This window comes from Chryseobacterium sp. OSA05B, assembly GCF_019970065.1.
Classification (GTDB): Bacteria; Bacteroidota; Bacteroidia; order Flavobacteriales; family Weeksellaceae; genus Chryseobacterium.
On sequence record NZ_JAHXYH010000009.1, the window covers coordinates 12,065 to 34,134 of the forward strand.

General features: G+C 39.2%; 22 protein-coding genes. 11 read left to right on the plus strand and 11 right to left on the minus strand.

The features are described 5' to 3' along the window. Window positions 1-76: 76 nt before the first annotated feature. Both LC419_RS22400 and LC419_RS22405 read right to left on the minus strand, forming a co-directional pair. Window positions 77-3,385, minus strand: a complete 3,309-nt coding sequence (locus LC419_RS22400) for a TonB-dependent receptor (RefSeq protein WP_223609440.1) — start codon at window positions 3,383-3,385, stop codon at window positions 77-79. A 58-nt stretch (window positions 3,386-3,443) separates the two neighbouring features. Further along, window positions 3,444-4,391, minus strand: coding sequence for a FecR family protein (locus LC419_RS22405; RefSeq protein ID WP_223609441.1), 948 nt, complete (start codon window positions 4,389-4,391; stop codon window positions 3,444-3,446). A gap of 242 nt (window positions 4,392-4,633) precedes the next feature. Here LC419_RS22405 and LC419_RS22410 point away from each other — a divergent pair, with 242 nt between their 5' ends. Continuing rightward, window positions 4,634-5,260: an RNA polymerase sigma factor gene (locus LC419_RS22410; protein ID WP_223609442.1), complete on the plus strand. Its 627-nt coding sequence runs from the start codon at window positions 4,634-4,636 to the stop codon at window positions 5,258-5,260. A gap of 9 nt (window positions 5,261-5,269) precedes the next feature. On the opposite strand, the gene LC419_RS22415 is transcribed toward LC419_RS22410, so the two are convergent. The 3 genes from LC419_RS22415 to LC419_RS22425 form a co-directional block, all read right to left on the minus strand. Next, the gene (locus tag LC419_RS22415) at window positions 5,270-6,034 is read right to left on the minus strand and encodes a hypothetical protein (RefSeq protein WP_223609443.1); all 765 of its coding nucleotides are present in this window, start codon (window positions 6,032-6,034) and stop codon (window positions 5,270-5,272) included. Continuing rightward, window positions 6,031-6,525: a MarR family winged helix-turn-helix transcriptional regulator gene (locus LC419_RS22420; protein WP_223609444.1), complete on the minus strand. Its 495-nt coding sequence runs from the start codon at window positions 6,523-6,525 to the stop codon at window positions 6,031-6,033. Before LC419_RS22420 ends, LC419_RS22415 begins: the two co-directional genes overlap by 4 nt. Window positions 6,526-6,724: 199 nt before the next feature. Then, window positions 6,725-7,591: an AraC family transcriptional regulator gene (locus LC419_RS22425; RefSeq protein ID WP_223609445.1), complete on the minus strand. Its 867-nt coding sequence runs from the start codon at window positions 7,589-7,591 to the stop codon at window positions 6,725-6,727. Between the two features lie 74 nt (window positions 7,592-7,665). Between LC419_RS22425 and LC419_RS22430 the strand changes: the two genes are divergently transcribed. After that, window positions 7,666-9,045: an MFS transporter gene (locus LC419_RS22430; RefSeq protein ID WP_223609446.1), complete on the plus strand. Its 1,380-nt coding sequence runs from the start codon at window positions 7,666-7,668 to the stop codon at window positions 9,043-9,045. Window positions 9,046-9,217: 172 nt separating this feature from the next. Continuing rightward, window positions 9,218-9,604, plus strand: coding sequence for a hypothetical protein (locus tag LC419_RS22435; protein WP_223609447.1), 387 nt, complete (start codon window positions 9,218-9,220; stop codon window positions 9,602-9,604). Window positions 9,605-9,730: 126 nt separating this feature from the next. On the opposite strand, the gene LC419_RS22440 is transcribed toward LC419_RS22435, so the two are convergent. Further along, window positions 9,731-10,366: a metalloregulator ArsR/SmtB family transcription factor gene (locus tag LC419_RS22440; RefSeq protein ID WP_223609448.1), complete on the minus strand. Its 636-nt coding sequence runs from the start codon at window positions 10,364-10,366 to the stop codon at window positions 9,731-9,733. 192 nt (window positions 10,367-10,558) lie between these two features. On the opposite strand from LC419_RS22440, the gene LC419_RS22445 reads away from it, so the two are divergent. From LC419_RS22445 to LC419_RS22475, 7 genes are all read left to right on the plus strand, one after another. Continuing rightward, complete coding sequence (locus tag LC419_RS22445) at window positions 10,559-11,185, plus strand: superoxide dismutase (RefSeq protein WP_223609449.1); 627 nt, start codon at window positions 10,559-10,561, stop codon at window positions 11,183-11,185. Between the two features lie 143 nt (window positions 11,186-11,328). Then, window positions 11,329-11,829: a DUF2480 family protein gene (locus LC419_RS22450; RefSeq protein WP_223609450.1), complete on the plus strand. Its 501-nt coding sequence runs from the start codon at window positions 11,329-11,331 to the stop codon at window positions 11,827-11,829. A gap of 6 nt (window positions 11,830-11,835) precedes the next feature. Next, complete coding sequence (locus LC419_RS22455) at window positions 11,836-12,396, plus strand: NADPH-dependent FMN reductase (RefSeq protein WP_223609451.1); 561 nt, start codon at window positions 11,836-11,838, stop codon at window positions 12,394-12,396. 23 nt (window positions 12,397-12,419) lie between these two features. Next, complete coding sequence (locus LC419_RS22460) at window positions 12,420-12,743, plus strand: 2Fe-2S iron-sulfur cluster-binding protein (protein WP_223609452.1); 324 nt, start codon at window positions 12,420-12,422, stop codon at window positions 12,741-12,743. Window positions 12,744-12,900: 157 nt separating this feature from the next. Beyond that, on the plus strand, window positions 12,901-13,251 hold the full coding sequence (locus tag LC419_RS22465; RefSeq protein WP_223609453.1) for a 4Fe-4S dicluster domain-containing protein: 351 nt from the start codon (window positions 12,901-12,903) through the stop codon (window positions 13,249-13,251). Between the two features lie 200 nt (window positions 13,252-13,451). Further along, complete coding sequence (locus tag LC419_RS22470; protein WP_223609454.1) at window positions 13,452-15,599, plus strand: S8 family peptidase; 2,148 nt, start codon at window positions 13,452-13,454, stop codon at window positions 15,597-15,599. A gap of 115 nt (window positions 15,600-15,714) precedes the next feature. Next, window positions 15,715-16,428 (plus strand): hypothetical protein, encoded by a 714-nt coding sequence (locus tag LC419_RS22475; RefSeq protein ID WP_223609455.1) that lies wholly within the window; start codon window positions 15,715-15,717, stop codon window positions 16,426-16,428. A gap of 157 nt (window positions 16,429-16,585) precedes the next feature. On the opposite strand, the gene LC419_RS22480 is transcribed toward LC419_RS22475, so the two are convergent. The 5 genes from LC419_RS22480 to LC419_RS22500 form a co-directional block, all read right to left on the minus strand. Next, a complete protein-coding gene (locus LC419_RS22480) occupies window positions 16,586-17,521 on the minus strand; it encodes a ketopantoate reductase family protein (protein WP_223609456.1) in 936 nt (311 codons plus the stop codon). Between the two features lie 353 nt (window positions 17,522-17,874). Next, window positions 17,875-18,456: a Crp/Fnr family transcriptional regulator gene (locus LC419_RS22485; RefSeq protein ID WP_223609457.1), complete on the minus strand. Its 582-nt coding sequence runs from the start codon at window positions 18,454-18,456 to the stop codon at window positions 17,875-17,877. 78 nt (window positions 18,457-18,534) lie between these two features. Beyond that, entirely contained in the window at window positions 18,535-18,897 is a 363-nt protein-coding gene (locus LC419_RS22490) for a hypothetical protein (RefSeq protein WP_223609458.1), read from the minus strand. A gap of 16 nt (window positions 18,898-18,913) precedes the next feature. After that, window positions 18,914-19,906, minus strand: a complete 993-nt coding sequence (locus tag LC419_RS22495; RefSeq protein ID WP_223609459.1) for an MsnO8 family LLM class oxidoreductase — start codon at window positions 19,904-19,906, stop codon at window positions 18,914-18,916. 52 nt (window positions 19,907-19,958) lie between these two features. Beyond that, window positions 19,959-21,098 (minus strand): CDC27 family protein, encoded by a 1,140-nt coding sequence (locus LC419_RS22500; protein WP_223609460.1) that lies wholly within the window; start codon window positions 21,096-21,098, stop codon window positions 19,959-19,961. 188 nt (window positions 21,099-21,286) lie between these two features. Here LC419_RS22500 and LC419_RS22505 point away from each other — a divergent pair, with 188 nt between their 5' ends. Beyond that, complete coding sequence (locus LC419_RS22505; RefSeq protein ID WP_223609461.1) at window positions 21,287-22,045, plus strand: AraC family transcriptional regulator; 759 nt, start codon at window positions 21,287-21,289, stop codon at window positions 22,043-22,045. Window positions 22,046-22,070: the final 25 nt, after the last annotated feature.

A 22,070-nucleotide genomic window follows, 5' to 3' on the forward strand; every position in this document is an offset into this window, starting at 1 on the left:
GATCCGGATCGTCCTCAGGTTTCCGAAACCTGTGCATTACATCAATGAGCTCTTGTATTCTGTTCTTTATAATCTTTTAAAATGTATAGTTCACACTTACCCCGAATACTCTTCCACTGTAGGCCCGAAATGTGATCTTATCGATATTCTTGTCATATTTGTCTGTAGCGCCCGGAAGAAGCTGCCACGCCTCACGGTCCGTTGATATGGTACTCCCGCCGGATCCGTTGGGCACTGAATAGGAATTGAAATTGTTATAAAACTCCTTCACTCGGTTGAAAAGGTTTCTAACGTTGAATTTAATTTCGAGATTTCTGTTTCTTAAAAATTTATAGGAAAGCTGGGCATCTGCTACCGCATAAGGACGCTGTATTTCCTCTCCGTTATAGTCGTAACCTACTGTGATATACTGATCACCCTTGGCGTTGTATAAAAAACTGGCACCAAAACGGCTTCCGTCATAGGTCATTCCTAAATTATAGGCATAAGGAGTCTGTCCGTATAATGGTCTCTCCACTTCATAGGTTTCACCATTCTCCCCTGTTTTATACTGGTCTTTGAAAGCAATGACCTTAGTTGTATTGTAAGTGAAATTTCCGCTAACAAAAAGTTTTTCCAGCAGAGATCCATCCGCAATAAATCCAAGATTTTTCCTTACCTCCACTTCTAATCCTTTCAGCTTTGCATTTTTAGAATTCCCATTATACAGAAAGAGATTTCCTTCATTTGAGAGACGTCCTTCACGCTCAATAGGCCTGTCGATATCCTTGTAATACAATCCGGCAGAGAATATTTCTCCCAGACCTGGAAACCATTCAAATTTGAAATCGTAGTTATTAACAACTGATGAGGTCATTTCTGTATTGTAAATTAATCCATTGGCTACCGGATCAAAATACGGAAGCCCTGTTCTTTCATTAAACTGAGGTCTAATGACCGTTTTATTGTAAGCCAGTCTTACATTGATCTTATTGGTAGGACTGTACGTAAAATTGAAAGACGGCATCCACTGCCATGCCTTATCATCAATAGGCGCTTTTTTAACATTTTGATTATCCGAATCGTCCACTTGCTGAGAAATGAGGTCATATTTAAAATATTCCGCACGAACTCCCCAAACCAACCTGAATTGATTCTTCCATCTGTTGTCAAACATGACGTAAAATGCATTTTGGGTCACCTTCCCTTCATATTTGTCATTTTTATACATCGGTTTTGTTTGCCAGCCAATTCCTCCCGGAACATATTTAGAACCATCAAACCACTGATTCAAAGAACCATACAACGACATAAATCCTTTTTCACTGCTGGGAACATCCCTGTTTTCATCCACTCTAAGAAAGAATTTCTGCTGTTGATTGGTATTGTTTTTTATAACACCGGCGTAACCTGCTTTAATGTCAGTTTTAAAATTTCCCGTATCTATATTCCATTTCAGGGAAGTTCCATAGTTATAATCCGTTTCTTTATTGGCGATATATCCCCTGTAAAAATTTGCTGCTGAATTGTATACCATATGATAGGTAAGAATCTCACTTCCCACAAAATCATATTGGCTCAGATACTGCGTGTAGTCTTTGGTGTCAGATTTTACGCCTGTCCTTGCAGCAAACCAGTTGATATCTACATCTCCGATTTTGTGATTTCCCTCCAGTTTGTTCTGCAAAAGCGTCTGATAAATAGGATAATTGGTATTGTCAGTATACGGTTTGTCCAGAGCTTTTATCTGTGCGGGATCATTATTGGGAATAATTCCGTTGTAGAAATAATTATAGGATGCTTCCGCATTGGCGGCCATTCCGCTTCCTCCTGTATATTCATTCCAACCCGTCACCCTTGTCAGTGTATTATCATAGATATGGGTGTATGAATTACGGAAGGAAATTCTGTTTTTCCCCAGCTGTAAACCGAAATTCAACATTCCCGCCAGCGTGGAATTATAATTATAGGAAGCTCCTTTGTTTTTAAAATTATAAAATACGATAGGATCCGTTCCATTCGCCTGCCAGTTTGGATCGTAGGGTGCTGTCGTATCCAGCCAGTTTCCCCTTCCTGTGTGGTCTATATCCAGTTTATTCTGCTCGTTTCTTACTGTAAATGCTCCCGCAAATCCCCACTTATTGTTATTTTTAAGGGCAAAGGTTCTTCCCAGCGCCAGCTGCAGATTGGATCCCATATCCGCTTTCGTTTTGAAAGTGCTGAAATTATCATTGGTAAATCTTTTAGACTGTTCAAAAAACAGAGGATTGTTCCAGTCCGTGGGTTCAAGGCCTTTAGGAAAATCTCTTGTTCCGTCATCATATCCGAAATAATCATATTTTCCCTGCTTGCGGGTCAGAAATTCTTTAAACGCCGACTGATCATTATAGGAAGTTCCTAAGCTTACCGTCGTAAAGTTTTCATTGGGAATATCTTTGGTTCGTACTTCTACATAACCGCCTGCAAAACTGGCATTCATATCCGGTGTTGCAGTCTTGCTCACCACTATACTTTCCACCATGGATGTGGGAATAATATCAAATGAAAAGTTCTGGTTATAAGCCTCAGTACTTGGAAGGTTAATCCCGTCCATGGCTGCAGTATTCCAACGTTCTCCCATGGAACGTACCACTACATATTTATTGTCGATCGTCGTGATTCCCGTGACTCTTTTCAATGTTCCCCCAACGTCATTATCAGGCGTTTTTGCGATCTGCTCGGCAGAGATTCCGTCACTCATCTGGGCTGCTTTTTTCTGCTGGGCCAATAGTCCTGCCTGGGTATCAGCCTTTCGGGTTGCCGTAAGGACTACTTCTTTAATATCCGTTATCTTATCGGATGCCTGCTTCATCGCAAATGATACCGTACTGGTTTCATTGGTATTCACTGAAAGTTTTTCTACCCTCAATGGGCTGTATTTTGAAGCTTTTACGATAAGGGTATAGACTCCTGAAGGAACTTCCACTACAAAATCACCGTTATTATCAGTTAAGATGGTTTTCTTTGCTACTGTCACTTCAGCGCCGGCAACAGGATTTCCAATTTCATCCACTATCTTTCCTGAGATTTTTCCGTTACCGATAACCGAGATGCCGTTTCCTTCATATTTTATTGAAATCAGGTCTCCACGGAGACGGAATGCTACCGGAAGTCCGCTTGTAATATCTTTAAGACAGTTGTTGACAGAAGTATTTTCACATTTTACGCCTTTCACTTTCAGCTCTTTGATGTCCATTTTAGAATAAGCCAGCCTCATTCCCGTTTTTCCGGCAAAATCCTCCAGTACCTCAATAAGAGGTCTGCTTGCCGGGACGGCAAATGATACTTTCTGGACCAGTTCCTGTGCTTCGGCTGCTAACGTAAAAAATACTGCTGCAACGGTAAGACCGCATTTCAATCTTTTCATATGTTCAAGTTCTCTTATTAAAAGTTTTATTTTGTAGGGTTAATTCTGTAGGGTGATTTTATTTTTTTAAGGTGTAGATATGATCTTCTTTATGTACTTCCAGTCCTAGTATAAATGCCAGCGCTTCCATATTTTCATCAGCTGTGCCTCCCGTAAAATCTGCTGTGATTCTTTTCTCTGACGTTTCTTTCGGATACACAATTTTAATTTTATAATTAGCCTGCATGACATCCGCCACTTCTTTGAATGAAACATCGTTGAAACTCAATGACAGTAATTTTACTTTCTGCATTCCTGATTTTTTTTCTGTGGTCAATGATAATACTGCCGCGGTATGGGCTACCCCGAAATTCGTCCACTTTTGGTTAGGCTTCAGATAAGAAACTTCCGTTCCTACTGAGGATACGGCTACCTTTCCTTCATAAAGGTGTACAGATTTATCTTTCCCGGACTGGGAAATTTTAAAAACAGTTCCCAATACTTTGGTACTGAAGCCGTCTGCACGTACTATAAATGGATGTATTTTTGATTTTGCCACGGAAAAAACGGCATCTCCTTTCAGATCCACCATTCTTGTGGAACCGGGAAATGATTTGTCCACGGTAAGTTCTGCACCTTTCAATAAGGTGACCACAGAACCGTCTGCCAGATAGACTTTACGGTTTCCGGTATCTGCGGTGTAAGTATCCGGCTTAAAGAAAGTAGTATAGGTAAGGATTCCTCCAACTGATAACAGAAGTATCAATGCCGCTGCAGCGGTATAAGCGTATTTTTTTAATGGATAGATCGGGGTGGTTTTTACCGGTTTGATGAAATATAATTCCAGCGCAGACAAGACTCTTTCTTTAGATTCTTTCATATGGATCTCATCAAGATCTTTTTCTGACTGGTTTTTCCATTGACTCAATAATTCATCTTCCTTTGCTGAGATTTTTTCTTCGGAAACTTCCCTCTGCCACAGCTTAAAAACGAAAGCGGCAGTACTTTTATATTTTTGGCTCTTCATAAAATATTTCATGGTATTCACAGATACTTCTATCTATAAGACTGTGAAAATGAAAAACTTCCCCAAGCGGTTCTTAATATTGTATTCACATTAAAACCAGCTTGTTAATAATTTTAAGCCATTTATCTATTTTCTCAACATTTGATTCACATTCCGGGGATATTTTTCAGAAATAATTAATCTTAGAATCCCCAAAGTTCATAAAAAGTTAATTTTCCTTTAGGTAATTTTGCGGTAACAATATGAAACCAACAGACTCTACGATATTAAAGAAAATAAAATCAGGCGACCGTCCTGCATTCATGCTGCTTTACGAGCGGTATTGGGATAGTCTTTACCGTTTTGTTTTCACGAGAACGAGAGATAAGGAGATGTCTGAGGAACTCCTGCAGAATCTTTGGGTCAAGATACTGGAAGATACAGCTGCCATACAGACCGATGAATCAGAAAGTGCAAAAGGATACCTGCTCCGCTACCTGCATTACAGGATCATCGATCATTACAACAGTTCTAAAAAGACACCGTCTACCATCAGTATCGATGAATATGATCCTACCGGCGAGATCGATATATCGGACACAGAATATTTTGAAATTATTGAAGAAAATGAGATCTCTGCTTTATTGTTGATGATCGATGAGGTGGTTTCACAGCTTCCTTCTACGGAGCAGAGTGTGTATGATATGAGAATCAGAAGAAATATGTCTGTTGATGAAACGGCAGAAGCTCTGGGAATAAGCAACAAAACCGTAAGTAATAAATTAAGCAAAGCATTAGGGGAAATACGGGACCAGCTCAACCCGGAATACCAGTCTTCTAAAAAACTGGCATCTATCCTGATGTTGATGGAACTTTTGACGAAATATTAAACAGAGCGGTTATTCGTACACCACATAATTTACCTTATCAACTCCCGTGTTACCGGATTTTTCATGATAAGCATATACAGTAAGTTCATAATTTCCGGGCGTATTCAGCATGTCACTTCCTTCAAACAGATTGGTAGAGACGAGTGATAAAGTAACGTCTTTGATATATTGACCATCTTTTTTAATAATTCCTTTGACTTCAATTTCGTCAGAATTCCAGACCCCGTTTTTGTCCACAACACATCCGCACATCATGACAATATTGGCTTGAAACGGAAAAGGTTTTCCCTTAATGGAATTCAAAGCAATATACTGATGGGTTCTCGGTTTGAGGATATCAATAATGAATCCCGGAATTTCTAAAATAATTCCGTCGCCCAGAATATGTTTTCCTGGAATCAGCCACAGCTCCGTATTTACGCTGGCCTGTGCCTGTTTATTGTTCAGCGGAGAGAGTATTTCAATACTTACAAATGTAGGTTCGCTGATGTCTATTGAGGCCAGAAAACCTGCCGTCTGTGGATCTGTGATGGAAGTGCCCCTTGTTTTGGCTCCTTTCATGATCAGATCTGTATTTCCGGTACTTCCGGTGGTATTCCCTTCTGCTAAAATCTGTCGGTTTATTTTGTTTCGGACAATAATATGGGCACCTCCCAAAGAACTTCCGATAAATTTCGCATCTCTTGCTTTTGCCCTGATCATGATTTTAGTCTCTGCGGCAGAAGCTGTCAGTCCAGAGACCAGAAAAGCTACCATAAAAATAAGTGTTCTCATATCATATTTGTTTTTAAATATTCTTTTTTAAATCTGTCATGAAAAGAGTCCTCTTTCAATCGGGCATCTATACTGTCCAGATAAGTCAGAATTCCCAGATCATCGGAAAGAACCTGCAAAATGGCTTTCTCACAACTGTCCCAGACCTGCTCCAGCTGCGGAAGCATTTTGATGGCCTTTTCTGTAAGTGAGACCATCTGTTTGCGTTTGTCTGTACGATCTTTTTTAATAATCAGATACTCTTTATCAGCCATTTTTTTTACAATCGCGACTACAGAAGGATGCGAATATCCTAAAGGCTCTGCAATATCTACAATAGACATTTCGCTATTTTTTTGAAGCAGCATAAATACAAGATACCAGTTAGGTTCTACATCAATATTCATTTCTTTGTAAAATTTCCTCACATCATGGGACATCCGGTCGCTTATTCTTTTCAACCTGCTGTCCAATGCTTTATATCCTAATTCTTTAATAAAATCCTGATCCATTTCCTATTGATTTAATTACAAATATATAAATATAAAGTCAACTATATAGTTGACTTTATATTTATTTTAAAATTTATTGATCTTGTTAAAAAGAAGTAAGATGTCAGACATGAGATTTCAGACATCAGAAATGAAATCAGCACTTTAGAAACCTATTCACTCTAAACTCTCAAACACTCCACCTCGCAAACTCTTAACTTTAGCTCCCTTGATTCAGGTTTAAGCTATTCTTCCTGTATTCTTTAGGCGTCATGTTTCTGTATTTCTTGAACAGCTTAGACAGATGGCTTTCGTCACTGAACTGAAGTTCGTAAGCAATTTCACTCAACCTGGCACTGCTGTATTTCAGATAGGTCTCCACCAGTTTCAGGCGATAATCCAAAAGATAATCCTGATAGGAAACTCCGGTATGCTGCTTAAAATATTCCCCGAAATAATTCTTTGAAATTCCAAAATGGTCAGCAATCACCTGAATTCTCGTTTTCTCCTTATTTTTTACATGCTCCTGAATATAAGTGATGATTTTCATGATGGAAAAAGCTTTCCTGTTCTGCTGCAGATCAGAAGTTTCGCTTTCAATGATATTCCGGGCGATAAGATTCAGCAGAATGGAAATACAGTTCCGGATAATCAGATAGTCGTTGGTTTTATTCCTGTACTCTCTGGCAATCTGCAGAATAAGGGCTTCTGCAAAACCTTCATCATCCTTATTGCGGAATACACATCCTGCCCTCGCATGATAATTATTGCTGATATACTGAAGTTTGTAGAGATTTTCGCAGCTTTCTATGCGGTCGGCTTCCAGTCTTATTTTATCAATGAATTCAATCGGGCACCGTATAGCAACGAGTTCTGCATTTTCACTTTTAAATTGATACAGCTGATTTTGGGGAATAATAAAAAGCTTAGATTCCTTGAAAGTAATAGTCCGTTCATCATAAGTAAGCGTTCCATGCCCACTCAGCACATAAACCAAAGAAAGAAAGGTTTTCGTTTTGAGTGGAATTTCTTCATGACAAAGCTTGATTTCTTTCACATCAATACGTTCAACGGGTAATATCTTCATGTGTCAGTACTTATTTTTCCTCCAAAAGTACAATTTTACAGGTACAATAAGCGGGTAATTTTGCAGAAAAAAATATGAATACCTATCCCAAACGATGGCAGGCCCTCAGCTATCTGACTGCAGGCGCTTTTCTTTCTCCTTTGGATTATTTTATCGTCAATATGGCACTTCCCTCCATCAAAAAAGCATTTAACGCCAGTGATCATCAGCTTCAGTTAGTCGTTGCGATTTACGGGCTGACTTATGCTGCCCTTGTTGTCTGTGGAGGCCGGCTGGGAGATTTATACGGGCGAAAAAAAATATTCATCCTGGGATTATACCTCTTTCTCCTTTCTTCTCTTGCCTGTGCTTTTTCTCCTGATATTACATTTCTTATCATCGCGCGCCTGTTTCAGGGAGTTGGAGCATCTTTTCTGGCGCCTCAGGTTCTGGCTTCCATCAGGGTTCTGTTCAACAGTAATGAGCAACCTAAGGCAGTCAGTTTATTCGGTTCTGTATTCGGGCTGGCTTCCGTTGCGGGACAATTATTAGGAGGATTTCTGCTTAATCTTCACTGGACCACGCTTTCGTGGGAAATGGTATTTCTAGTGAATGTTCCTGTCACTATATTGTGTATCATCGGTATTCATTTTACCATGGATAATAACCGTGAAGAAACGAAACAAAACATTGATTTTACCGGAGCTTTTCTACTGATCATTTCATTACTGATGCTTATCTGTCCCATTATATTCGGCCGGAAATACCATTGGGCGTGGTGGATTTCTATGATTCTATTATCAGGCATTTTACTGTTAATGATATTTTACAGATATGAAGTTAAATCATTGCGTAAGAATAAGCCTGTATTAATGGACCCTACTCTTTTACAGTCCCGCCCATTTGTTCTCTGCCTTCTGATTATTTTCTTTTACAATTTCACAGCAGGACTGTTTATCTGCTATCCGTATTATTTGCAGCAGTTTCTGCACCAGAATCCAATAGAAACAGGTTTGGCTATTATTCCATACGGGATTGCTTTCTTTCTTGGACCGTTACTTGTTTCGAGGATAAAGCTTTCTTCCCATTTTATGATCTATGTAGGCCTGGGTTTATTAATTACAGGATTTTCCCTGACTTCATTATTGATTTATGGTCAGGAAAAGCCTTCTTTCGGCACTGATATCAGTTTGTTTTTAGCCGGGCTTGGTCATGGCATTATTATGCCAGTGATGATGCGTAAAGCCATTGCTTTGATTAGTAAAGAAAAAGCGGGACAGGCATCAGGTCTGATCAGTATCAGTATACAGATCGGAAGTGTAACCGGGGGAACTATTATTGGAACGGCCTTTTTCAGTGCCATAGAATATTGGGGATTTCCAAAAGCTTTTGCATTAGCTGTTTTGATGATTGTCGCAGTTCAGATCATTGGAATTTTCATCAATAAAACCCTGTTGAAATACAGTAAAGATTAATTTCAGATTACGAGTTTCGGGATTCGGAGTGAGAGAGTTTGAGAATTTGAGCGTAAATGGGTTGTTGGTTCGGAATTGTTGAGCTTGAATCTGCCATTCACCTCAATCTTTGCCTCAACCTTAGCCTGATCTTGGTTCTTACCATTAATACAAAATATATCTATTTAAAATTATGAATAATACAGAAAAAGTCATTCAAGAAATTAAAGAATTCCACAACGATATTGAAGCATGGTTTCGTGGAAAAGGAGATCAGGAAAGTCTTTACAAAAAGCTTCTGGCAGGTTTTAATGCAGATTTCAAAATGGTGAATGGTAATAGTGACACCATCACTTTTACCGATTTTTCAGAATGGCTACCGGGCGCTTATGGCCAATTTCAGGATCGAAACATTGTTCTCGAAAATATTGAGGTGCATACTACAGAAAATCATGGATTGGCTTTCTATATTGAGATTCAGACGACAGGAAATACAGTAACACGCAGAAAATCATCAGCCGTTTTTATGATTGGTGAAGAAAGAGCATTTTGGCTCCATCTTATTGAAAAATGGATTTGACAATATTGTGGGATTGTAATTTAAGTTTTGGCTAAAGCCTTTGCGATATATATAAATTGAAAGCGGGCTAAAGCCCGCTCTTATTGATATTTTAACATAAATCTGTCACTTTATACCTGCAACCTGCTACCTAACTAAAAATTCATCACTAATTTTATACACACATCTCTGCCCTCCAGACAAAATATGATTAACTCTTTCCACCTGATAATTTTTACCAATCAGATTTTGGAAATTAGAGAGTTCGGCACGGCAAAATCCCTGACATTCAGTGGCGGCAGCACAGATCGGGCAGTGATTTTCGATCAGAAAATAGTCATTTCCTTCTTTTGTCCATTCTGCCATATACCCTTCTTCGCTGCGGACTTTTACCAGTACATCCAGGCGTTGTTCCAGAGATTCTGCTTTTACTAAAGCCTTTTCATAGCGTTCGTACGTGTTTTTTTCTCTGTCATTAATCAAAAGATCCAAAGCATTTTCCCCCAGAAGATTTTTTACAGACCGAAGGATCTGAACCGTAACATCCGCATGAGAATCGGGAAACTGGGAAAGTCCTTTTTCTGTAAGTGTGTAGTAAGTAGATGGTCGCCCTACGCCTTCACTTTTGTTGACTGATCTGATGAGACCTTCCTCGGCTAGATTCAGTAAATGCTTTCGCGCACCCTCCTTTGTAATGGAGAGTTCTTTAGAGATCAAAAGGGATGTGACTTCCCCTCTCATCTTTAAAAACATCAGGATGCGGTCAGCTGCCGGCTTCTTCATTTGACAATATTTGAGTTGTTTTATTTACTACAACAAATATAGTCATTTTCTATAATTTACCATTTAATTCATTAAATACGTAAAAATCAGATCATTATATTAAATGGAAACCACAACATAAAACAACTAAATGGTTTTTTTATTAAAATATATGATTACCTTTGAAACACATTAATCAAAAAAATAAAAGAAATGAACTCATTCACATTACCACAGCTTCCTTATGCCTACGATGCACTGGAACCATTCATCGATAAAGAAACCATGACCATCCATCATCAGCGTCATCATCAGGCGTATGTTGATAATTTGAATGCAGCTTTAAAAGCAGCTGATGAAACGTCTGCAGATCTCGATTCCATGCTTCAGAGAATAAGTGAATACAGTCCGGCTATTAGAAATAACGGCGGTGGACATTACAATCATTCCTTATTCTGGGAGATTCTTTCCCCTCAGCCGAAATTAAACCCTGAAGGAAAACTGACAGAGGCGATCAGCAGCACTTTTGGAAGTCTTGAAGATTTTAAAGCTGAAATGAAAAAAGCCGGTCTCGGACAGTTCGGTTCAGGATGGGTATGGTTATATGTAAAATTCAATGGCTCAATCGCTATTACGTCTACGCCCAATCAGGACAATCCAATGATGGATACCCAGTCTGCCAACAGAGGCTTCCCGATTCTTGGAATAGATGTATGGGAACATGCCTATTATCTGGCTTATCAGAATAAAAGAGCGGATTATCTTGATTATCTCTGGTCTGTTCTCGACTGGTCAGCGGTAGAAAAAAAATACGAAGAAGCGCTTTCAAAAATCAGATAAATCAAATTTAATACCCTGAATTCGGGTTAAGAAAATTAAGATAAGAGGTTGGAAGTCGGAAAAATGAGTATAAGCATGATAAAATTATCTTAAACTTCTCTCTTCCCGCTTGGAACTTCCGTACCTTAACAAAAGAATCAATTATGGATCAGAAAGTTTTTATCAATAAAGCAGAAGCTTCAGGAATCATTGCTCTGGATCTTTTAAATTATAAACCCACTACGGAAATCGTAGAGCTGGATATTAAAGACCACCTTTTCATGGGAATGATTGTAAAAGAAAAAGAATTTAAAGAATCAATTTCTGCTGTAGATTTTTCTGTGTACAACGAAAAAGCTGTAGGGATTATCTGCTCTACAGATGCCATTATTCCGCCCTGGGCATTTATGATGTTAATGGAAAAACTGTCTCCTTATGCTGTTTACGCAGATTTAAACAGTGCAGAAAACATTTTGCTGGATCTCTGGAAACGCCGCCTGATGTATGCAGATCTGAAATGCTATAAAAACCAGAAAGTGGTCGTCAGGGCAAGAGCCGATCACGATCCGTCACTCTATTTACTGGCGGCCGGGCTCCTTAAGCCTTTGGTTAAAACGTTGATGTATGGTGAAATAGGCTTGCCGAAAGTAATTTTTAAAAGTTAAAAAACAATGAAAGCAATTATATTCAACGGCTCATTGGAAAGAAGATCTGGGTCAACCTCGGGCAGGATTTCCCGATACTTTGCAGAAAAACTTGAGAAATCCGGTTTCCAAAGTGAAATCTTTACATTGGCAGATTCGGGGATTCCTCTCTTCGATGTTACACTCACCAAAACACCATTGGCCGTACAACGTATGACCCAGCTGTTTCTGGAAGCAGACATTCATTTCTGGCTTGCTCCTCTTTATCATGGAAGCATTCCCGGAGTGATGAAAAATTGCCTGGACTGGCTTGAAGTTACCTCGGGGTATTATCAGCCCTACCTCACGGACAAAACGATTGGACTGGTTTGCTGGGCAGACGGGCTGCATGCCATGCAGGGCATCAATACGATGGATGTTGTCGCTAAATCACTACGGGCATGGCCGTTGCCTTTCAGCGTCCCTGTGATGAGAACTGCATTATTTGATCCCGAAGACCCCTCGAAAATATCTCTCTTGTATTCTGAAAAATTCGATAAACTGATCAGCATTGCCACTACAAAAAGGATAGAAAGTACAACAAAATGAATAACAACGATTGATTGATGATAATGAAGGATGAAATTACAATCACAGTAAAGGATCCGGAAGGAAATATCCATGAACTGATGTGCCCTCTGGAAATGGGGCTTAGTCTCAAAGATCTCTGCAAAGCATATGAACTGCCTATGGAAGCGATGTGCGGAGGAATGGCGATGTGTGCGACTTGCCACTGTTACATTCTGAGTGAAGCTTCAGTGCTTCCAGAAAAAGGTGATATGGAGGAGGCGCTCTTATCCGAACTTTTTACGACACTCCCTTCCAGCAGACTTGCCTGCCAGATTCAGCTCACGGCTGAAATGGACGGCCTTTCCATAGAAATTGCACAGAATTAATTCAAAATAAAAGAAAATTGCTTGAGCACTGGACCGATCGATGCTTATAGCCTATTGTTTTTTTTCATTTAAGTTATGTTTAGACGGAGGGATTTCCCACGCCAAAAGTCGAAGGAAATCCCTTTTTTAAAACCACCCTTTAAAACCTTACCTATTTATGGCTATTACAATAACTGATGACTGCATCAACTGCGGAGCCTGCGAACCTGAATGTCCTAACTCAGCAATTTATGAGGGCGCCATCGACTGGCGCTGGCAGGACAAGACAAAACTTTCAGGAAAATTTGTCTTTCCGGACGGAAAAGAAGCAGATGCAAACACCTTTCAACAGGCATACTCAGATGATGTCTACTACATCGTACCCGGAAAATGCACGGAATGTAAAGGTTTTCACGAAGAACCACAATGCAAAACAGTTTGTCCCGTAGATTGTTGTGTAGACGATCCTGAGCATCGTGAGACCGAAGAAACGCTGTTGGACCGTCAACGATTTTTACATACAGAGTAGGATTATTTATGAAAGCCAAAAAGCTAACATTTATAAAAAACAAAACATTGATATTCAGTATTTTATTTATTTTTTAGTTAACAAAATAAATGGAAAATACTTCAAGTTGTTAACAAGTTTTTAATGGTGTTTTTTTTATATCACTGATAAAGTTTTTTTAATTGCAGAGTTATTTAACTCGAATAAAAAGCTTAACACATATGAAAAAACAATTACTTCTGATCAGTACGCTAATCACTTTTCTTGCTTCTGCACAAAATAATGAAGCTCTTCAAAGAGAATTTGAAAGACAAAATAAGGAAAACAGCGAAAAATTTGACTCATATATTTCAAAACAATATGGATCAGGCGAAAAAAACACGGAGGTTCAAAAAGAAATTGAAGAAAAAAGAAGCCGTTTGGGAGGTTTTCAACCCAATGGAAAACCATTCTTTCTTCAGCCCCATGACATCGACCAGATCAAAAACTCCAATTCCGATTTTATTCAGAACGGAACTGTAAGTGGCCTGACAGGAAGTTTTAATGGAGAAAATATTAAGTTTACTATTTTTGACGGTGGCGAAATCGCCAATTCAGGCAGAGTATTTGCCGAACATGAATTCTTTAGTAATCTTCCCAACAGAATCAGCAATAAAGAAGCATCCACAATGAATTACGGAGGCCACGCCACTTCAGTTGCCGGATTCATTGGAGCAAAACCCTATATACAGTCCGTAACTTTCACGAACGGGACGACAAAAGTCATCAATTTTCAGGGAATCGCTAAAAATTCCACTATAGATTCCTATGCTTTTGCAACAACAGTCTTACCCGGCAGCACATCTACCAGTACTATTTTTCAAAAAATTTTAACTGCACAGCCTAAAATATCCAACCATTCTTACGGAACAAATCCCGGCTGGGATCTGCAAACCATCAATGGAGCAAATGCATGGGTATGGAATGGTGAGTTTACAAGCCCTGCCACTTCTTATGATATTCAGGGAACCTATTTTACCACTGATCAGAATTATGATCAGATTGTCTACACCAATCCTTCCTATGTCATTGTAAAATCAGCTGGGAACAGTTACGGATTTGGACCTACCTATCCTGGAACTTCAGCATTTCCGAAATATTATATCGACAGTAATGACAATCCCGTTCCATTTGCGGCAACCGATACGATGCCGGCAGCCAATTGTGTATCAGGATATGACTGTATCGGGGTGGGTTCATTGGCCAAAAATATTATTGTAGTAGGGGCTACAGACATTATTACGGCCAACGCCGGAAGATATACCACAGCAACAGACGTTATTCATTCTAATTACAGCAGTGCCGGACCAAGAGATGACGGAGGCATAAAACCTGACATTACGGCTGTAGGCACCAGTGTAGGAAGCGCTTCGACAGCAGAAAATACAACGGGAAGCCAGGGAATTACTGTTAACAGCGGAACTTCATTCTCCGGACCTGTAGTAACAGGAATTATTGGACTTTGGACACAAATTAACAAGCAGCTTTTCGGAGGTACTGAACTTAACGCTGCCTCTGCTAAAACCCTAATGATACATTCTGCTCAGGAAGCAGGAAATATCGGTCCGGATCCTCATTTTGGATGGGGATTTATTGATGCCAAAAAAGGAGCGGAATTATTGGTCGGTAAATCCAATAACACGATCCTGTTCAATGATGAAACTTTAACCAGTGGCACACCTAATAAAAAGAGAGTAATTGCGTCAGGAAGCGAACCTCTGAAAGTAACTATTTCATGGGTTGACCCTGCTTATGCAGTTCCTGCTGATCTCACCTTTCAGACTGCTCACAATAACAGAGCCTCAAAATTAGTAAATGATCTGGATGTAAGAATTATTGATACGACCACGAATATGTCCTACGAACCTTGGAAATTAAACGCTTTAAGCCCAATGACTCCAGCCATAAAAGGAGATAATACGGTAGATAACGTTGAGCAGGTGATTATCCCAACACCAGCTGCAAGCCGGGAATACAGAATAGAGATCACCAATAAAGGCAGTCTGGTCAACGGTACCGGAGCCAATGCACCACAAAACTACGCGATTCTTGTTTCAGGCTATACGCAGGTTCTGAGCACTGGTGAAGCGGAAAGACAGCACGACGGTATTGCGGTCATCCCTGCTGTGACGAAAGATATTGTTACTATACTTAAAGCCCCGAAAAAATCGACTTATGCGGTTTATGATATGTCCGGCAAAAAGCTGCAAAACGGCATCATCATCAGTGATAGGGAATCTCTGGATTTGTCATCTTATGCCAAAGGTATCTATATCATAGAAATTAAAACCGAAACAATACATATTTCTAAAAAAGTGATTAAAGACTAGTGTCAAATGCTGCAGGCAGAATTTTAATATGATGCCTGCAGTCATTTAAAAGCTTTAACAACCTTCCGTTTATGAAACATTTTCAGTAACAGCAAATGATACACAATACAATATTATGAAAACAAAGTTAAAAATTCTCAGTATTTTATGCACCTCACTGGTGTGTTGTACAGCGTATGCTCAGGTCGGCATCAAGACCGATACGCCTAAAAAGACGCTTCATGTCAACGGATCATTACAGGTTACCAACGAAGTCAATGTTGGAGGTACTGACAACACAGAAGGTTCTGCGGGAACTTCAGGCCAGGTGCTTACTTCAAAAGGAAGTAATGCACATCCTGAGTGGCAGAGTATTGAAACCTTGAAAGGATCAATAGCCAACTCAATCTATATACAGGGGACAGCTCCTCAAGTCATAAATCAGGGAAGCACTTTGGATGTACCCGGAGTGACAACCACCATTACCGTACCTGCGGGTAAAACCCAAACCGTTTTATTTATGATTTTAGGCTATGCTCTAAGACCTACTATTGTAAGCGGAGCATCTTCACAGGGTGTATTTACTTTATTACAGAATAACGTAAAAATTTCATCAGCGTATGCATCTTCAAATTCTTCTGATGCTTCGGGCGGACTTAATAATTTACCGGCTCCAATAACCTTTTTTAAAGCTGTAACATTAGTTGCTGGTACTTATACTTTTAGGGTTCAATATGCAGCATGGTCTGCTAATCAAATTGTCAACTTCGTCCCATCCAATTTTGCTGGCTACAATGGTGATACCGAAGCTATGCTGACCAAAATGCAGGTATTTGTATTTAATAATTAACAGGATACGCTTTTATAAAAAATAAGACATACGATAACACTTTTTATTTCTAAACAGGCAGGAGGTATTATTTTCCTTTCATCGTAATAATCAAGAATTTTATCTTTTCATATTCCAAGCCTCCTGTCCTGTTTTTACCATTTCACCATTTAAGGAATTAAAAAGCTTTGATCTCATTGTATATTTTCCGGGTACAAGGAGTTACAATATCCAGTTCCTTTCCGAAATTCAGAACGGCACCCCCTAAGAGTTCCAGCTCATTATTTTTTTTCCCGGAATTGACATCGAGTTGCAAAGAAGTGGGCGTTTCAAAAGGGAATGCAGCTGCTTTGTCAAAGGTTTTCTGAATAATATCTTCATCCAGAACGATTCCTTTTTTATCAGCAATCGCTTTTATCTCTTTCATGATCTCTGATGCTTCATGTTTCTGTTCATCATTCGTACAAACGGTTCCGATAGAGGAATTATGCTTTGCTGTTACAAGCCCGAAGCTGGCGATGAAAATATATTTGGTCCAGATATCTGTTAAGGAATTATCTTTAAAATCAAGGTCGATTTTACTTTCTTTAAGGAGATCTACGATCCAGTTTACATCCTCTGAAAAATGTTGCGGATCTCTGCCTACGATCATTTTTCCTGCTTTTCCTTTATGCTCAACAACCCCTTTTTCTTTGATATGTGAAGCTACATAAAGACATGTCGGCAGAATAATATGATCCGGAATTATTTTTCTTATTCTTTCATAAATATCGGCACCGTTCATCATAGGAAGTAGTATGGTATCCTTGCCGATGGTGTCTTTGAGCTGACGGCAGATATTCTCTAGATCATATTCTTTGACACAAATCAACACCAAATCCGGATCATTGATCTCATTAACACTCTGCACTATAGCATCTGGATGGGTATGGTTTACAGAATGTTCGGGAGAAAGAAGAACCAAACCATTTTCCTTTACTTTTTTATATGTTTCACTTCTTGCGATGAAAGTTACCTTATATTTTTGGGCAGTCTCATTTTCCTGATTGATTTTAAAACCGAAATATCCGCCTACTCCACCTAATCCGGCCACTACGATATGTTTCTTAGTCATACATTAATTTTTAACAAAGATGGCTTTCAAATCTGAATATATCACTTGACAAATGCGAAGAAATTGGAGGGTATATTTTAGACAGCAGATTTTAGACATCAGATTTCAGACACGAGACATGAGACTTTTAGGTTGAGGTTAGAAATATCAATAGTGATTGGTAGATTCAAGAACCAAGAGTCAAGATGCAAAAACATCAGATAGTATGACTGTGACTTCGAGGCCCACAGTCACCAGATGGCAACTCATTAAATAAATCACTAGAAACCAGCAACCAGTAGCTCCCTTTTACTTTCAAACCCTCCGACGCCCAAACACGTATCACGTATCCCCAAACTCTCAAACCCATACGACTACATTTTATTGATGTCCCGTCTGATCCGGCTCAAGGAACTGTCTTTTATTCCCAGATAGGAAGCAATAACTTTCAACGGTACATGCTGGAATATATCCGGATGCTTTTTCATCAGGTTGAAATACCGTGTAGAAGCTTTCTGGCTAGCCATTTCGATCAAGCGGTCGTGGATGCTGTAATAATTCAGTACAAAGAGCAATCTGCTGAATTCTCTGAATTCCGGGATGTTATGAAAATTATGCTGTACATTTTCCAACCCCGTTTGCCAAAACGAACAGGCTGTAATGGTCTGGTAGGTTTCCTTTGCAGGCTGCTGTCTGAAGAACGACAGAAAGTCATTGACAAAGCAGGGCGCTGCATAAATATTGGTAGTGATTTCTTCATTATCCTCATTCAGAATAAAGGAACGGACATAGCCTTTCTCCAAAAAAAATGTTTTGGTGCTGACCTCATCTCTATTCAGGAGTACTTCATTCGCTTTTAAGGCAAAGGGGATGAATGTCTCTGTAATTTTCTCCACCACCTCTTCTTTGATGTCAAACAGAGAGTGGAAATAGGTATTAATAGATGATTTGTCCATAATAATTCAATGCGTTTCACGCCACTTTCAAAAGTACATAAATTCCATGAGAATTACCATGAATAAAGGAAATCATGACTAAAATTCCTCCCATCCTTCATTCTGTGGATCATATTTTGCAAATTCGCCGGTATCGGTAAATTCAGATGCAGTCATTCCCACTTCAAAAATAGAGCTTTCACTTAAATTCGCATTGAAATATAGGCCTTTTTCTGTCAGTAAAGCATTTCCAAAATCTTCATCCGGGTGACTGAAATGAAGCCCGTAGTCATCTTCTCCTGTTAATTGATAGTTGTATTTTAAAAGACGTTCCTTTAATCCGGTGACCTGTTTTTCTGTAAAAGGTACAAGATTTTCTTCCCTGTCAAAAAAGCTGTCGTCATCGGCTGCCTGTTCTTTTTCTTTTGTTTTAATGGTGAATAACTGGATATTGTAGCTCATAAGCAAGGTGTGATTATTAATTGGCCAATATAATACTTTTGTAGGTATCCATACGGTCTGTTTCCCGATACATATTACAGAGGATCAAAAGCTCATCCGTATTGTATTCCTCAGCCTTTTCCAGAAGCTTTTCTGATATATTTCCGGGAGTTCCCAGAATAATATGATCCAGAATCTTAAAAAATTCTTCTTCATCTTCAGTTCCGAGAATCCTCTTTTCAATTGTTTCAGTGGAAAGAAGGGCTTCAGGAGCCTGAATATGCCTTGCCTGCAGAAACTGGTAAGCCATCCCGTAGGCATTATATCGGGCCGATTTCAGATCTTCTTCCACTGAAACTGCAACAGCAACCTGCAGTGAAGGAACCGGGCTATACCGGTTTCTGTCAAATTTGTTTAGATAGGTTTCAGTACTGTCCACTCCCTGATCATTTCTCATAAAATCCGCATAGGAATATCCTACGCCATGTTTTGCAGCTTCTGTAGCAGACTGGATTCCCGAGCCAAGCCAAAGAATCTCAGGAAGGTGGGCAACATGTGTAGGTTGAGCAATAAGTCCTCCATAAATCCCCTTCTCTTCTTTAATATATTGTATAATTTCTTCAAGTTTTGTTTCCTGGCTGGATAAAACAACAGGTCTGTGATTATTAAGCGCTGAAACGGCATCCTTTAAACCTCCCGGTGCTTTTCCCAGTCCCAGAATAAAACGTTCAGGATACATACTTCCCAGCATTTTCGCCCATTCCGCGATCTTATAGGCTGAATAATTCTTCATCATAATCCCTCCTGTTCCTACTTTGATGCGTTTGGTCTTACTTAATATCACGGCAGAAAGAATCTCCGGACTGGAGCTCCCGTAGGCTTCCACCCCGTGATGCTCAGAGTAGATCACACGATGAAAACCTGCTTCATCTGCACATACGGCGAGATCGATACTGTTCTTTAAGGCTTGTAAAGCACTCCCTCCTTCAACGGTTGGAGACTGATCCAGAATGCCTAATTTTAATTTCATACCAGCTGTTTACTTTACTGTAAAACTAAAAATAATTTATCGATTGAGAGGCCTATGTCTTTGAACTTAATGCTATGATTCGTGCTTTGGCATATGTGATCTGTTCCTGTTCTTTCTCCGGATCCGGTTTGTTTTTCAAATACAGATTATAGTAGGTTACCGCATTTTTGGTCTGTTTCAGGTTGAAATCATAAAGAACTCCCAACCGGTAATAAATTGTATGATTAGTATGATGAAACGTAAGACCTCTTTTGTACGCTTCCAAAGCCTCTGAAAACTGATTTTTATTTTCATAAATGCCCGCCAAAGCAGTATAGTAAAGCGCCGTATGCTTTGAGATCCCTTCATCGATGGTTTTTTTAGCATATAGTATTGCGTTATCATAGTCCTTCAGTTCGCGATAACTCAGAGCCATATAATATAAAGTTCCTTCATTCTGAATGCCCAAGTCTTCCAATGTTTTAAAAAGAGCTGCACATTTCTGATACTCTTTTAAATAGAAATAAGCCTGCCCCATCTCATTAATCACGTTGGCATCCGAATCCTCTTTTATCAGCTTCTCCCCGGTTTCAATGACTTCTTTGTATTTTCCCAGCTGATTAGCTAAAGGAAGCTGTGCAGATTGTAATGTAAAGTTGCCATTATCAGCCTCGATAGCTATTCTGAGCACATCATAGGCCCGTTGATACTGCTTAAGTTCACGGTAAGCTGTAGAGAGATCAAAAGCAACATCAGGATCCGTAGTATTCAAGGTATTGGCTTTCTTCAGGTAATTTAGCTTTTCTTCAGCAGTATCTCCGAAACCCGCCAATTGTCTGTAGGCATTGAAATTGAGACTGTCCAGCTGAACAATCTGTAAAAGGTAGGTTTTGGCTTTCTTTCCGTTCCCTCTTCTGGAATTGATATTTGCTAAACTGAATAAAACAGGAATATTGTTGGGTTCAGCAGCATTCACTTTCAGATAGTTTTTCTCTGCTTCCGGCAACTTTCCCGACATCATATGACAATAAGCCATTTGGGTCAATGCTTTGATGTCTTTCGTATCTTCAGGATAGATATCCTGCAGATATTGGGCAGCTTCGGCATACCGCTGGGATTCATAATACTCAAGGAGTTTTTCTTTATCGATTGCCTGAGCAGTAAGGTTTGAAATACTGGAAATAAAAAGGCAGATGCAAATCAGGATTTTCATACTTGTGATTTGTAACTAAATTATCAGTTATTTGAATATTTTCCAAATTTTACAATGAAATTATTCACTAATTAAAGATATAAACAGATTTTACTTAAGATCAATCATACCTGTTTTTGTTTTTAATTCCAGTTTTTTTGTAATTTAATTTCCTGAAAAAGCCGATCAAAAAACAGTGCAACATTTCTATGAACAACGAATTCTATTACCAATTTATCAAACCGGATCCTTCTCTGGCCAGCTTTGTAGAAAATATCGGCATGTTTCATAATCCGTCTGATACAGCAAAAGAAGTTGTCGTAATGCCTGACGGACGAGTCGATTTGTTTTTTATGCGGTTCGGACCTGATGATCCATTCAGTGTTTTTCTCATCGGATTGGAAACGGCACCGGAACAGCGAGCTATCTTACCCGGAACGATCGCTTTTGTTGTCAGTTTCAGGCCAATCGCCGTTGAATATATCCTGAAAACTTCAATTGCTGATCTGCTCAATACCGCGAGAATTCTTCCTGATGACTTTTGGAATCTCACAACGGATGATTTTAAAGATCTCAACACATTCACCAAAAAAATATCGCAAATCGTAACAAAACTTCTCCCTGAAACCGTTGATGAAAGAAAACGAAAACTTTTTGACCTCATCTATTCCTCAAACGGCGAAATGAGCGTAAAGGATCTTTCGGAACAGATAGGCTGGAGCAGCAGACAGATCAACCGTTATTTTAATCAGCAGTTCGGACTTTCTTTAAAAGCCTATTCCACGATTCTTCGCTTCAGAGCATCCTTGGAACATATTGCTGATGGTAAACTATTTCCGGAGCTCAATTTTACAGATCAGACTCATTTCATCAAAGAAATCAAAAAATTTTCAGGCGTACCTCCGAAAGAATTATCCAAAAATAAAAATGACCGATTTATACTATTATCCGTATTGAAACAGAAATAATTTTGCATCAGTAAAATGAATGACA